Below are 13,247 nucleotides of genomic sequence, written 5' to 3'. Positions count from 1 at the left end.
TCAACCGCGTCCCGATCTTTTCGGGGCGCGGCATTGGGCAGGTGACTTCATGAAAAGACTAATAAACCAAGGCGCACCTGAATGCTGACCTTCACCATACGCCGCCTGATTCTGGCCGTTCCTACGCTTTTGTTCATCAGTCTTGTGATTTTCCTTCTCCTCGAACTCGCCCCCGGTGACCCGATGGCGCAGGTTCCCCTGACAGTTCCGCCGGAAGTAAAGGAAAAGATGCGCGAGGCGCTTGGCCTCGGCCAGCCGATGCACATCCGGTTCTGGAAATGGATCGTGCAGTTCTTCTGGATCGAACCGCAGGTGCTGATCGACCACTATCTCGGCACCAGCTTTTCCGAAGGTGACCTGCGTGTAATCTCGTGGCAGACCCGCTCGCCCGTCATGGACATCGTGGTTCAGCGCATTCCGCAAACCCTGTGGGTCGTCGGCACGGCCTATATTGTCGCAATCATCATTGCCCTGCCTATCGGCATCTACTCGGCCTACCGCCAGTACAGCTGGTTCGACCAGATGGGAACGTTTGTCTCGATGGTGGGCTTCTCTGTCCCGCCTTTCTTCTCAGGCGTTCTGGTGATCGTGATCTTCTCGGTTCAGTTGGGCTGGTTCCCGTCGATCTATGACACCACCCACGTCGTCAACAGTTGGGACAGCTTTGTCGTCCAACTGAAACAAATGATCATGCCGGTGATGGTGCTGGCGTTGCAAATCACCGCGCAATTGTCCCGTTTCATGCGCGCCTCGATGCTGGACAATCTCAACCAGGATTATGTACGCACTGCCCGCGCGAAGGGCCTCAGCGAATACACAGTGGTCATGGTTCACGTCCTGCGCAACTCGATGATCCCGGTGGTGACAGTGATCGCGCTGGGGATTCCATCCATCTTTGGCGGCGCAATCATCACCGAGCAGGTGTTCAAGGTAAACGGCATCGGTCAGCTATTGATCGGCGCCATTCAGGCCAACGACCTGCCGATGGTGCAAACGCTCACTTTCATCTTCGCCGTGCTGATCGTGCTGTTCAACCTGATCGCCGACGTTCTCTACGGCATTCTGGACCCGAGGATCCGCTATGACTGACAAGGATCGCACAGACACCCTGGTTCCGGACGAGGGGCTGGCACCTGCCTCGACTGCATTGCCAACGTCCGACGTGATGGAAGAGATATCCACGCCCCCGCGTAGTCAATGGCGGGAAGTCTGGGATCAGTTCAAGACCCACAAGGGCGCCATGATCGGAGCGATTTTGTTCATTCTAATCGTCGCGGCCGTTTATTTGGGTCCATACTTTTGGGATATCGACGCCACAAAAACCGCCATCCGCGAACGCAATCAAGGGCCAAGCTTTGCGCACCCGTTCGGGACGGATCAGCTTGGCCGCGACATCTTGGCCCGGATGATGGCGGGTGGGCAGACCTCTGTTTCAGTGGGCATCACAGCGATGCTGCTGGCGCTTTTTTTGGGATCGTTGATCGGGGTCGTCGCCGGGTTCTTCAAACGACTGGACGGGCCGCTGATGCGCCTGACCGACCTGTTCCTCGCCCTGCCCCTGTTGCCCCTGCTGCTGGTCATGATGCTTCTGTTCCGCGAGCCGCTAGCGGCCGCATTCGGGTTGGAACGCGGGATCTTTATCCTGATTGTCTCCGCCATCGGCGTCACCTCGTGGATGCCCACCGCGCGGATCGTGCGGGGCGACGTGCTAGCCATCAAGGAGCGGGAGTTCGTTCTGGCGGCACGATCGATCGGAACGTCCAACCGGCAAATTATTACGCGTCATATCCTTCCCAACGTGCTGTCTCCGATCATGGTTTCGGCAACGCTGGGTATCGCCACGGCGATCATCACCGAAAGCGCCCTGTCCTTCCTTGGGTTGGGCTTTCCACCCGACTTTCCGACTTGGGGCCGCTTGTTGTTCGATGGAGTTGACTATCTTCAACAGTATCCGGAGCGTGTGTTCTGGCCCGGACTTGCGATCTCGCTGACTGTTCTGAGTGTCAATTACCTTGGCGACGGCCTGCGCGACGCGTTGGATCCGCGTATTCGAGGACGCTGATTACAACGCCTTAACGAAGCCACGACCGCGCAAGATTGGGCGGTCGTCTTTTTTCGAAGGTCAACGTGTCAGGCCGGTTTGTGCTCGATCCTCCGTCGAATCCTTCGAACGGACTGCCAGACAAGAATGACCACCGGCAACGTGACAAGCGAGGTAAGCATCCCCTTGCTGATCCCTGCCGCAGTCAGCGGATAAAGCAGATATCCGGCAAGTGAGACAGCGTAATAGCTGATAGCTACCACCGACAGCCCTTCGACCGTGTGCTGCAGGCGCAGCGTAAGATCGGCCCGCCGATCCATGCTTTCCAGCAACGCCTGGTTCTGTGCGCTGCGTTCCACGTCCACACGCGTACGCAACAATTCACCCGCCCGGATCGCCCGGTCCGATAAGGCCTCCAGTCGCCTTTCGGTAGATTTGACCGTTCGGATGGCCGGGTCGTAGCGCCGCATCATGAAATCGGCAAAAGTCTGTCGTCCTTCAAAGCGCTCTTCACGCAGGATCTCGATCCTCTGATTTACGATGGCTTCATAAGCACCGGTCGCGCCAAAGCGGAATGCACAGCGCGCAGACAGTGTTTCCAGTTCGGTCGATGTCGAAAGGAGCTGCGGCAACAACTCTTCCGCGCTGGCTTCACCGACCGTCATTTCAGTCATCAAGGCCGTCAACTGTCCATCCAACTCGCCAATGCGAGGGATCAGCTTTTTGACCCGGGCAAAGCCAAGCATCGACATGGCCTTGTAGGTTTCGATCTCGCACAGGCGCTGAATGATCCGTCCTGTTCTGCGACGGCCCAATTCCTTGGACACGAAAACCGCCATCCGCATGTGACCCGCCGGATCAATACGAAAATCACTGGCGACCACCGCAGCATCGTCCAGCACGCGCGAGACGGCCAGACTTTCAGGTTCAAACCATTCACTCAAAGCTTCGTCGATTTTTCCACCTCCCGGATGGTCAACGACACGCAGCATTGCCGACGTCACTCTCTGCCCCGGGCTTTTCATCAGCCAATCCGGTGGAAAAACCTCGAAATCCGCCGGGTTGAAAGCCCGCTCGCTGACGTTCTGAGAAATGGCCGTATAGGTCACGAACTCGGTGTGCTGCTCCCATTTCAGCCAGTGCCGTCCGATCTGGCCCGCATAATGTGTAGCACCCGGTTGGGGATGTGGCGCACCGTGCCTGTCCAGCAGGTTGATCAGGTGGGAGACATCAAGCGCCTTGTCCCGTGCCACAGCTTCGACGGACTGCTTGATCGCCAGAAAAACGACTGTGCAGGGCGCCGACGTTGTCGGAAAAGGTCGCGCATGTAACTCGTTCGCCAATACATAGCGGAGAGGGTGATCCTGGATGGGCGTCATGAAAGGCTCCTGCAATTACAGGCACTATAAGCAATAGGCGAGATACATCAATTATCTTTTTATTTCATACACTTACGTGAATACCATTGTATGCACGTCTGCTAAACCTCTAATTCGGCTGCCATAATTCGATCGGGTTACCCTCGGGGTCGTGAATGCGGGCGAATCGCCCCGCCTCGCTGTCCCAGTCGGCGCGAGTTTCAACATCGATTCCGGCGGCACGAAGTTGCCCGACCATGGCGCCCAGATCATCCACCCGGAAATTGATCATCCACTGCTGACCGGCCTTGCCAAAATACTCCGTATCCCGCGCGAAGGGGGCAAAGACGGTATAGCCTTCGCGCTGTTGCCACGGCAGCGGGTTCAGCCGGTTTACTCCCAAATGTGTTTCATACCACTCAGCCAGAGCATCAGGATCTCTGGCGCGAAAAAAGAAGCCGCCGATGCCGTTCACCTTTTCCATCGTAACCTCCGCTCTATTCAGCTCATGCCAGGCAGCACCATTCACAAAAAAGGGGCGCCCGCATGGGACGCCCCGATATTGTAGCAATTGAACGAATTAGTCGATCATCGGCAACAGCTTATCCAGCGACTGCTTGGCGTCCCCATAGAACATCCTCGTGTTCTCTTTGAAGAACAGCGGGTTCTCGATACCAGAATAGCCGGTGCCCTGACCACGCTTGGACACGAACACCTGCTTGGCCTTCCAGCATTCCAGAACCGGCATACCGGCGATGGGGCTGTTGGGGTCTTCCTGTGCTGCAGGGTTCACGATATCGTTCGAACCGATCACGATGGCTACATCCGTATCCGGGAAATCGTCGTTGATCTCGTCCATTTCCAGAACGATGTCATACGGCACTTTCGCCTCTGCCAGCAGAACGTTCATGTGTCCTGGCAAACGCCCGGCAACCGGGTGGATGGCAAAACGCACGTTCTTTCCCTTGGCGCGCAGTTTGCGCACCAGTTCACTGACCGATTGCTGCGCCTGCGCCACGGCCATGCCATATCCGGGGATGATGATCACGCTGTCAGCGTCGTTCAAGGCTGCGGCAACACCATCCGCCTCGATGGCGATCTGCTCACCCTCGACCTCCATTTGCGGGCCTCCGGTATTCCCAAAACCGCCCAAGATCACGCTGACAAAGTGACGGTTCATCGCCTTGCACATGATGTAGGACAGGATCGCACCCGAGGAACCCACCAGCGCACCGACAACAATAAGAAGGTCGTTGCCCAACGAAAAGCCGATCGCCGCAGCCGCCCAGCCCGAGTAGCTGTTCAGCATCGACACAACCACCGGCATGTCCGCGCCACCGATGCCCATGATCAGGTGATAGCCGATGAACAGCGCCGCCAGCGTCATCAGGAACAGCGGAAAGAAACCGCCCGAGTTGGTGTACCAGATCAGACAGATCAACGACAAAGCCGCGGCACCTGCGTTCAACGCATGTCCCCCGGGCAGCTTTGTCGCCGCCGAAGTCACTTTGCCCGCCAGCTTGCCATAAGCCACAACCGAACCGGTAAAGGTGATCGCACCGATGAAGATGCCCAGGAACAACTCGACGTGCAGAATTGCCAATTCAGCCGAGGTCTTCTTGGCGATCAGCTTGGCAAATGCGCCCAGATCGGACAGGTCCGCTTCTTTCGCGCTGTCGGCGATGGCCATGACCTGCGCCACGTTGCCGATCTCAAAGTGTGCGTTAAAGCCAACGAACACAGCCGCCAGACCAACTAGCGAGTGCATTGCGGCCACCAGCTGTGGCATCTCGGTCATCTGCACGCGCTGCGCCACGTATTGACCGATCAGTCCGCCGCCGATGATCAGCAGGATCGACAGCAACCACAGGCCAGAACCGGGGCCAACCAGCGTGGCAAAGACGGCCAGCGCCATACCGACGATGCCGTACCAGACCGCGCGCTTGGCGCTTTCCTGGTTCGACAACCCGCCGAGGGAAAGGATGAACAGAACAGCCGCAACAACATAGGCGGCAGTAGTGAAGCCATAATCCATTTACCCGGCCTCCTTAAGATTTCTGGAACATGGCGAGCATGCGCCGGGTTACGAGGAAACCGCCGAAGATGTTGATCCCCGCCATGAAGACGGACAGCGCCGCCAGCAAAATGACCAGGAAAGAACCCGATCCGATCTGCATCAAAGCCCCAACGATGATGATCGACGAAATCGCGTTGGTGATCGCCATAAGCGGAGTGTGCAGGCTGTGCGAGACGTTCCAGATCACCTGGAAGCCCACAAAGATCGCCAGCACGAAAACGATGAAGTGCTGCATGAAACTGGCCGGAGCGACGAGGCCCACCAACAACATCAGTACCCCACCGACGCCGAGCAGGGTAAACTGCTGCTTGGTCTGGGCCTTGAACGCCGCAACTTCCTGCGCGCGTTTTTCCTCGGCTGTCAGCTCCTTTGGTTTTTCCTTGGGCTTTGCCGCAATCGCCTGAATTTTCGGCGGCGGCGGCGGAAAGGTGATCTCGCCCTGATAGGTGACGGTCGCGCCGCGGATTACGTCGTCTTCCATGTCGTGATTGACCTGCCCGTCCTTTTCGGGCGTCAGGTCAGTCATCATATGACGGATATTCGTGGCATATAGCGACGAGGATTGTGCCGCCATTCGGCTCGGGAAGTCCGTATATCCGATGATGGTAACACCGTTTTCAGTGACCACTTTCTCATCCTTGACGGTGCCTTCGACGTTGCCGCCGCGTTCGGCCGCAAGATCCACAATGACCGAACCCGGTTTCATTGCCGCGACCATGTCCTCAAGCCACAGCTTGGGTGCGTCGCGGTTGGGGATCAGTGCCGTGGTGATCACGATGTCCATCTCTGGTGCCAGTTCGCGAAACTTGGCCAGCTGCGCCTCGCGGAACTCCGGGGATGAGACGGAGGCATAACCGCCGGTAGCGGCGCCGTCCTGCTGTTCTTCCTCGAAATCCAGATAGACGAATTCGGCGCCCATCGACTCGACCTGTTCGGCCACTTCAGGGCGCACGTCAAAGGCATAAGTAATCGCACCCAGCGAGGTCGAGGTACCGATGGCGGCCAATCCGGCAACACCGGCACCGACGATCAGCACCTTGGCCGGCGGCACCTTGCCTGCCGCCGTCACCTGACCTGTGAAGAAGCGGCCAAAGTTGTTGCCCGCCTCGATCACCGCGCGATAGCCGGCGATATTGGCCATCGAGCTCAGCGCATCCATCTTCTGCGCGCGGCTGATACGCGGAACCATCTCCATCGCGATCACATTCGCGCCCTTGGATTTGGCCAGTTCCATGCCGTCTTCGTTCCCCGCCGGGTTGAAGAAGGAAATCAGCGTTTTGCTCTTGTTCAGCCGCTTCAGTTCGGTTTCGTTCGGCTGGCGGACTTTGGCGATGATGTCGGCCGACTTCCACAATGCCGCTGGCGTCTTGACGATTTCGACACCTGCCGCTTCATAAGCCGCGTCCGAAAACCCTGCCGCGGCACCCGCGCCACTTTCGATCACGCAGTCATAGCCGAGTTTCTGCAATTGCAGCGCCGAGTCGGGCGTCATCGCGACCCGGTTCTCGCCTTCAAATATTTCTTTTGGTGTGCCTATCTTCACCAGTCAGGTCCCCCTTTTGTGTTCGCCAAGCTCAACCGGGCCTCGGTATTGTTTGCAAAGCAAAGATGTATCTTGCGCAACATTATTTCGCAAGTGCAGCATTATTGACGTGATGTCAAATGTTCACTCCCATCCGATCCACCTGCCGGTTTTTCGTTCATACCGAGCAAAATCCATTCGGAAAGTTCGGCGCAACCTGTCCTCTTCCGGCAGAATGAAGTGTCGTTCGAGAAGCCAGAAGAAAACCGGAACCAGCGCCAGCGACAAAACCGCGTCAAACCGCAGGATCAACCCGGTCAAGATCAACACATCCCCCAGATAGATCGGATTGCGGCTGCGCCGATAGATGCCGGTCTGCACCATCGCCGTGGGCGTCTCGTGTGGGATGATCGTGGTGCGGTGGCGACGGAACTCCATGGCCGCGAACACGATCAGCAACACGCCGCCGCCAATCAACAGGCCACTGATCAGGTCAGTAAACCCACTGTCCAGCGATAGCCCCAAGGTCATATGCCGAGACTGGATCCACGCCAGGGCAGCAAAGCCTAACAGCCAGACGGGTGGCACGTCGATTCGGCGCATTTGAATTCCTTGCTCGCGACAAAGTTGTTGGGTCGGTTTTCCTTCGAAATATGTCGTAAACCGTTCCCATCGCTTTAGCAAAGCTTGTCGGTCGAAAAACGCCAAAAAGAACGTATATGCCGCAGCGACGAAAACACGGGCACGATGGCCCGGAAATCACGCTGATTGCAGGGCTTATTCCCACTCCATTTCTTCGAAGACGCGCCCTGCATTCTTGGTCGCCAACTCCTCGAAGGTATCCAAAGCTTCCCAGCGCGACTGGTCTACGTAATATGCGCTGGCCAGATCGCCGCCCTCATCAATGTGCACACCGATTTTTTCGCGCAAATCCTTGAGATATTCGACTGTGTACCGCCGAACCTGAGCGAAGTTCGTGGGGTGCCCGTGTCCTGGAATGACGTAAGTCGGAGCGATGGGTTCCAGCTTGGTTTCCCAAGTCTCTATCCAACAACTTGTACAGGTATGTTCGAATATCGGCAGCATCCGCTCATGAAACGCGATGTCGCCAGTGATCATGATACCCCATTGCGGAATCCAGACCTGACTGTCACCGGGGTCGTGGGCAGGCCCGAGATGAAGAACCTTGATCTCCACTCCACCTAGAGAAAGCGCATATTCATCTTCAAAGGTAAGGTTTGCATGCTCAACCCGGGTGCCTTCAGCGCGATCCTTGTTGTATCGCTCCATTCCCTGCAGGATGAAATCGCCGTTTTCAGTGGTCTCGGTCACGGCATCGACATGCGCCAGGATATCGACCCCTTGATCACGCCAATACCCATTACCCAGCATCGCATGGCCCTGCCCGTTTTCATTGATGACCAGAACCACGGGTTGATCGGTTATCGCCTTGATTTCCTGATGCAAGGCCGCCGCCAGACGGCTTGACGCACCCGAGTTGACGACGACAACCCCTTCATCCGTCACGACAAAGGACAGGTTATTGTTGTGACCGGCATTCTCGTAGGTCGGCGGTGCAGTTGCCCCGATGGCGGAAAAAACATGCGGGATGACCTCGACCGGCTTGGAATACAGCTCGGATTGCGGATATTGGTCCGCGATGTCCTCGCTCGCGGATACTGAAGATGCCGCCAACGCGGCGACATAAGTATAGGTCATGGATTTCTGAAACATCTGCCCTCCGCACTACAGATTCACATTCGCATTCATGCATAATAATTCAAGTGACGGGACGGCGCGTCTTGTCACAGGCAAAACTCGCGATAGGCTTTGTGGCAATAGGGAGGATTGCACGTGACGCTTAACGGAAAACATGCGCTTGTCACCGGCGGTGGTACCGGAATCGGATTGGCCATCGCCCGGGCGCTGGCCAGCGAAGGCGCAGCGGTGACAATTACGGGACGTCGCCAAGAAGTGCTGGATCAGGTCGCCAATGATCGCATTTTCGGATCTGCAATGGATGTCCGGGACGAGGAAGATGTCGTGAGATGTGTCAACCAGTCCGTCGATGCACGCGGCCCGATCCAGATATGTGTCGCCAACGCAGGTATTGCCGTCGGCAAGAAGTTGCAAAAGACGGATATGGCGTTCTGGCGGGACATCATGGCAACCAATCTCGATGGTGCTTTCCTGACGATTCGTGAAAGCCTGCACTCCATGGTGGAAACTGACTGGGGTCGGGTCATTACGATAGCGTCCATTGCCGGGCTTCGCGGAGCGCCGGGAATTGGAGCTTATGCCGCATCGAAACACGGGCTGATCGGCTTGACTCGCAGCTTTTCCGAGGAATTCATGGGAACGCCCTTTACCTTCAACGCACTGTGTCCCGGCTATGTCGAAACGCCTATCGTGGAGCGCAACAAGGCGTCCATTTCGCAACGCACCGGAATCAGCGAGGACGATGCACTGAAGGTCATGGTTGACCAGAACCGCCACAAGCGGCTGATTGCACCCGACGAAGTTGCTGCTGCAGCCTTGTGGCTGGTGCGGCCGGGCTCGGAAAGCATCAATGGGCAGTGCATCCAGATAGCCGGTGGGCAAGTTTAAGCGGGCTTGCTGGACAAATCCCGACAGAAGCTATATCCAACACATACTTCAAGCTTAAAACAATTCGCGAGACCACAATGACCGATTTTGCCGCGACCAAGGCGATGTTCGATCTGCCCGAAGGCATCCTGTATCTTGATGGCAACTCGCTGGGCCCGGTGCCAAAAGCAGCAAAGGTACGGGTTCAGAGCATGATGTCCGACGAATGGGGCGACATGCTGATAACCGGATGGAACAAGGCGGACTGGATGGGCTTGCCGACCGGGTTGGGCGACCGGATCGGCAGACTGATCGGGGCTGAACCCGGCTGCACGGTCGTCGGAGACACCCTGTCGATCAAGGTTTATCAGGCGGTCGCCTCGGCGTTGGAGTTCAACCCCGGCCGCAAGGTCGTCTTGTCGGATAACGGGAATTTCCCGACCGACCTTTATATGGTCGACGGTCTTTTGCGGTCACTTGGGGCTGACTACGAGTTGCGAGTGGTGGACCCCGAGGCTATCGCGGATCACATCACCGAAGAGGTCGCGGTGCTGATGCTGACCGAAGTGGATTATCGTACCGGTCGCATGCACGACATGAAAGCGCTGACCGAACTGGCTCACGCCAATGGAGTTGTCACTGTCTGGGATCTTGCCCATTCCGCCGGGGCCATTCCGGTCGATCTTGTCGGATGCAACGCCGATTTCGCAGTGGGGTGCACGTACAAATACCTCAACGGTGGTCCTGGCGCTCCTGCTTTCATCTACGTTGCACCACGTCTGGTTGGCAGGGTACGCCCGGCTCTGTCGGGGTGGCTGGGGCACGAGGCACCATTTGCCTTCGATCTCGACTACCGCCCTGGAACCGGAATCGAACGGATGCGTGTCGGCACTCCGCCGGTCATCCAGATGACGGCCCTTTCGGCCGCAATGGACGTGTGGGACATGGCCGATATCGCGGATGTGCGTGCAAAATCAGTAGAGTTGACCGAGCTCTTCATTCGAAAAGTCGAAGCCACCTGCCCCGAGTTGACGCTGGCCAGTCCGCGCGACCCGAGCCAACGCGGCAGTCAGGTGTCGTTTCGCTTTTCCGACGGATACGCGGCCATGCAGGCCCTGATCGCGCGCGGAGTGATCGGTGATTTCCGCGCCCCCGACATCATGCGGTTCGGCTTCACCCCGCTTTATATTGACGAACAAGACGTGACGCGCGCCGCCGACATTCTTGCCGATGTGATGCAGAACAAATTGTGGGACATCGCGGAATACAAGCTTCGCCAGCGCGTTACCTGACTTCCAGCCCCGCCCCAATCAAGCCCGCCAGTTGGTCGACGCGCGCAACAAAGACGCGATAATCCGGCGCCGTTGACTTGATCCCTTTCAGTGCTGACGTGATCGTCGCAGCGACGTCAGAGGCGTCGGCGTTCAAATGCACGACTCCCGCCTCAGCCATTCGCTGCAGCCAGTTGGCATAAAGGGCGCTCAATCGTGCCTCACCTTCTTGCACGATATCGGGCGCGGTCGATGTTCCTGCATCCAGCAACTCAAGACCGTGCGGAGAGTTTAAAAGCGCTTCCATTCCTTCGCCGTGGGCGGCCATGGCGGCCGCCATAGTTTCCGCGACCGACCTGCTTCCATTCAGGGCTTCCCTCACAGCGGCGGTCTTGCTGGCATAGTGAAGCTCAACCAGACTGCGAAAGATCGCTTCCTTGTTCTTGTAATACAAATAGACCGCAGGACGGGAAATCCTGGCGCCGCGTGCTATGTCATCCATCGACGTCTTGCGAAACCCATAGGTCGCAAACGCCTGCCAGGCTGATTCGAGTATCGCCTTTTGCCGGGGATCAATGTCTGCGTCTTTCATAGATTGACCTGTGACAGTTTTTGCAAATTTTGTCAATTGACACCATGACATTATTAGCCCATTTTGTCAGGAACCGGAGCAAGAGCAATAGCGAGATCCGACATGGCAACTTCCCTCATCATCAACGGCCAAACCCATCAGGTCGACCTGCCCGACGAAGTCCCTCTGTTGTGGGTGCTCCGCGATGAACTCGGTCTGACTGGCACCAAATTCGGGTGCGGTGTCGCTGCTTGCGGTGCCTGTACCGTCCACATCGATGGCGAGGCCGTACGCTCCTGTCAGGTGCCTCTCTCGGATGTTTGGGGCGAAGTGACTACGATCGAAGGTCTGGGCACACCTGATGCGATGACCGCCATCCAACAGTCATGGGTCGATCACCAGGTGGCGCAATGTGGTTATTGCCAGTCAGGGCAGATCATGCAGGCCGCATCACTTTTGGCGGCAATCCCCGCCCCCTCGGATGCCGAGATTGACGAAGCCATGCAAGGCAATCTGTGCCGCTGCGGAACCTATCCGCGAATTCGCGCTGCAATCCATGACGCGGCAGCAAAACTGAAAGAAGCGTAAGAGATGGCAAGCATCGGAAAAATCCTGCGCCGCACCTTCCTCATCGGTTCCACAGCCATTGTCGGTGGCGTTGCATTTGGCGCCTACTACGTTAACCGACCAGCCCCGAACCCGCTGAAACCCAAAGATGGGCAAGCTGCTCTGAACCCCTTTGTGCTGATCGACCAGAACGGCGTTACCCTGTTCGCCCCACGTGCCGAAATGGGACAAGGCGTCAAGACCACATGGGCCGCACTGATCGCAGAAGAACTGGATGTCGATCTTGATCAGGTGACCGTGTTGCACGGCCCCGCCGCCGCCGCTTACTACAACTCGGCGATGATTGGTGAAGGTCTGCCCAACAAGGGATATGACGTGTCGAACTTCCAGCACAGCCTGGGCGAGGCGCTTGGCGTCGTCGGCAAAGTGTTGAGCTTGCAGGTGACGGGTGGTTCAACGTCGATGAAAGACGGGTTCGAGCGTATGCGAGAGGCTGGCGCGTCGGCCCGGGAGACACTGAAACAGGCCGCAGCAGACCGGCTTGGCGCGGAACGCAGCCAACTCAAAACCGAAAGCGGACACGTCATCGCACCGGACGGCACCAAGCTGAGCTATTCCGAACTGGCGATGGATGCCGCTCGGCTTGAGCCGATCGAAACCGCGCTACGCGATCCGTCCCAATGGCGCTATCTGGGAAAATCCCTGTCGCGTCTGGATATGGTTGAAAAGGCCACCGGCACCGCGCAATTTGGCATTGATGTGCGTTTGCCGGGGATGAAATTCGCCAGCGTGCGCATGAATCCGAAACTCGGCGGCAGTATGAAGGACTTCGACGACAGCCTCGCCAAGTCCATGCCGGGCGTCGAGAAAATCGTGAATTTGGGCACCGGCGTCGCGGTGATCGCCAACAACACATGGCTGGCCATTCAGGCCGTCGAAGCGATTGCAGTTGAATGGGAAGACGCGCCCTATCCCAATGAAACCGAAGAGATTTTTGCCAATATCTCCAAGGCCTTCGACGAGAACCCCAACTCGACCATGCGCGACGATGGCGACGTCAGCGTGATGTCCGAGGGCGCCACCGAATTCACCGCAGAATATACCGTGCCCTATCTGGCTCATGCAACGATGGAGCCGATGACGGCAACCGCCCTGTTCTCGGGTGACAAGCTGGAATTCTGGGGCGGCAATCAGGCGCCAACTATCATGCAGATGAAATGCGCCAGCGCCGCCAATCTCGACACCGAGGCCGTA

13 protein-coding genes are annotated in these 13,247 nt (G+C 57.4%); 6 read left to right on the top strand and 7 right to left on the bottom strand.

Annotated elements, in window-relative coordinates; translation table 11 throughout:
- Positions 1-81 precede the first annotated feature (81 nt).
- Together AC2FMY_RS16595 and AC2FMY_RS16590 are read left to right on the top strand one after the other, a co-directional pair.
- Entirely contained in the window at positions 82-1,089 is a 1,008-nt protein-coding gene (locus AC2FMY_RS16595; RefSeq protein ID WP_480749261.1) for an ABC transporter permease, read from the top strand.
- Positions 1,082-2,062 (top strand): ABC transporter permease, encoded by a 981-nt coding sequence (locus AC2FMY_RS16590; protein ID WP_496746421.1) that lies wholly within the window; start codon positions 1,082-1,084, stop codon positions 2,060-2,062. The genes AC2FMY_RS16595 and AC2FMY_RS16590 overlap by 8 nt, the downstream gene beginning before the upstream one ends.
- A 68-nt stretch (positions 2,063-2,130) precedes the next feature.
- On the opposite strand, the gene AC2FMY_RS16585 is transcribed toward AC2FMY_RS16590, so the two are convergent.
- From AC2FMY_RS16585 to AC2FMY_RS16560, 6 genes are all read right to left on the bottom strand, one after another.
- The gene (locus AC2FMY_RS16585) at positions 2,131-3,420 is read right to left on the bottom strand and encodes a DUF3422 family protein (RefSeq protein WP_496746420.1); all 1,290 of its coding nucleotides are present in this window, start codon (positions 3,418-3,420) and stop codon (positions 2,131-2,133) included.
- Positions 3,421-3,529: 109 nt separating this feature from the next.
- Complete coding sequence (locus AC2FMY_RS16580; RefSeq protein ID WP_480749258.1) at positions 3,530-3,883, bottom strand: VOC family protein; 354 nt, start codon at positions 3,881-3,883, stop codon at positions 3,530-3,532.
- A gap of 96 nt (positions 3,884-3,979) precedes the next feature.
- Entirely contained in the window at positions 3,980-5,434 is a 1,455-nt protein-coding gene (locus AC2FMY_RS16575; protein ID WP_480749257.1) for an NAD(P)(+) transhydrogenase (Re/Si-specific) subunit beta, read from the bottom strand.
- A gap of 13 nt (positions 5,435-5,447) precedes the next feature.
- Positions 5,448-7,019 (bottom strand): Re/Si-specific NAD(P)(+) transhydrogenase subunit alpha, encoded by a 1,572-nt coding sequence (locus AC2FMY_RS16570; protein ID WP_496746416.1) that lies wholly within the window; start codon positions 7,017-7,019, stop codon positions 5,448-5,450.
- Between the two features lie 123 nt (positions 7,020-7,142).
- Positions 7,143-7,601, bottom strand: a complete 459-nt coding sequence (locus tag AC2FMY_RS16565) for a methyltransferase family protein (RefSeq protein ID WP_480749255.1) — start codon at positions 7,599-7,601, stop codon at positions 7,143-7,145.
- A 174-nt stretch (positions 7,602-7,775) separates the two neighbouring features.
- Positions 7,776-8,732, bottom strand: a complete 957-nt coding sequence (locus tag AC2FMY_RS16560) for an MBL fold metallo-hydrolase (protein WP_480749254.1) — start codon at positions 8,730-8,732, stop codon at positions 7,776-7,778.
- Positions 8,733-8,852: 120 nt separating this feature from the next.
- On the opposite strand from AC2FMY_RS16560, the gene AC2FMY_RS16555 reads away from it, so the two are divergent.
- Entirely contained in the window at positions 8,853-9,605 is a 753-nt protein-coding gene (locus AC2FMY_RS16555) for an SDR family NAD(P)-dependent oxidoreductase (protein WP_496746414.1), read from the top strand.
- Between the two features lie 77 nt (positions 9,606-9,682).
- On the top strand, positions 9,683-10,876 hold the full coding sequence (kynU, locus tag AC2FMY_RS16550; protein ID WP_496746412.1) for a kynureninase: 1,194 nt from the start codon (positions 9,683-9,685) through the stop codon (positions 10,874-10,876).
- Here kynU and AC2FMY_RS16545 read toward each other — a convergent pair.
- Positions 10,869-11,447 (bottom strand): TetR/AcrR family transcriptional regulator, encoded by a 579-nt coding sequence (locus tag AC2FMY_RS16545; protein ID WP_496807740.1) that lies wholly within the window; start codon positions 11,445-11,447, stop codon positions 10,869-10,871. The two genes, kynU and AC2FMY_RS16545, sit on opposite strands and share 8 nt — an antisense overlap.
- Positions 11,448-11,549: 102 nt before the next feature.
- Here AC2FMY_RS16545 and AC2FMY_RS16540 point away from each other — a divergent pair, with 102 nt between their 5' ends.
- Positions 11,550-12,014, top strand: coding sequence for a (2Fe-2S)-binding protein (locus tag AC2FMY_RS16540; RefSeq protein WP_480749250.1), 465 nt, complete (start codon positions 11,550-11,552; stop codon positions 12,012-12,014).
- A gap of 3 nt (positions 12,015-12,017) precedes the next feature.
- Positions 12,018-13,247: molybdopterin cofactor-binding domain-containing protein (locus tag AC2FMY_RS16535; RefSeq protein ID WP_496807739.1), on the top strand; the 1,230-nt coding region annotated here is incomplete at its 3' end.

This window comes from Ruegeria sp. YKSE079, from assembly GCF_059612845.1.
This window is presented reverse-complemented; position numbering and strand designations above follow the sequence as displayed.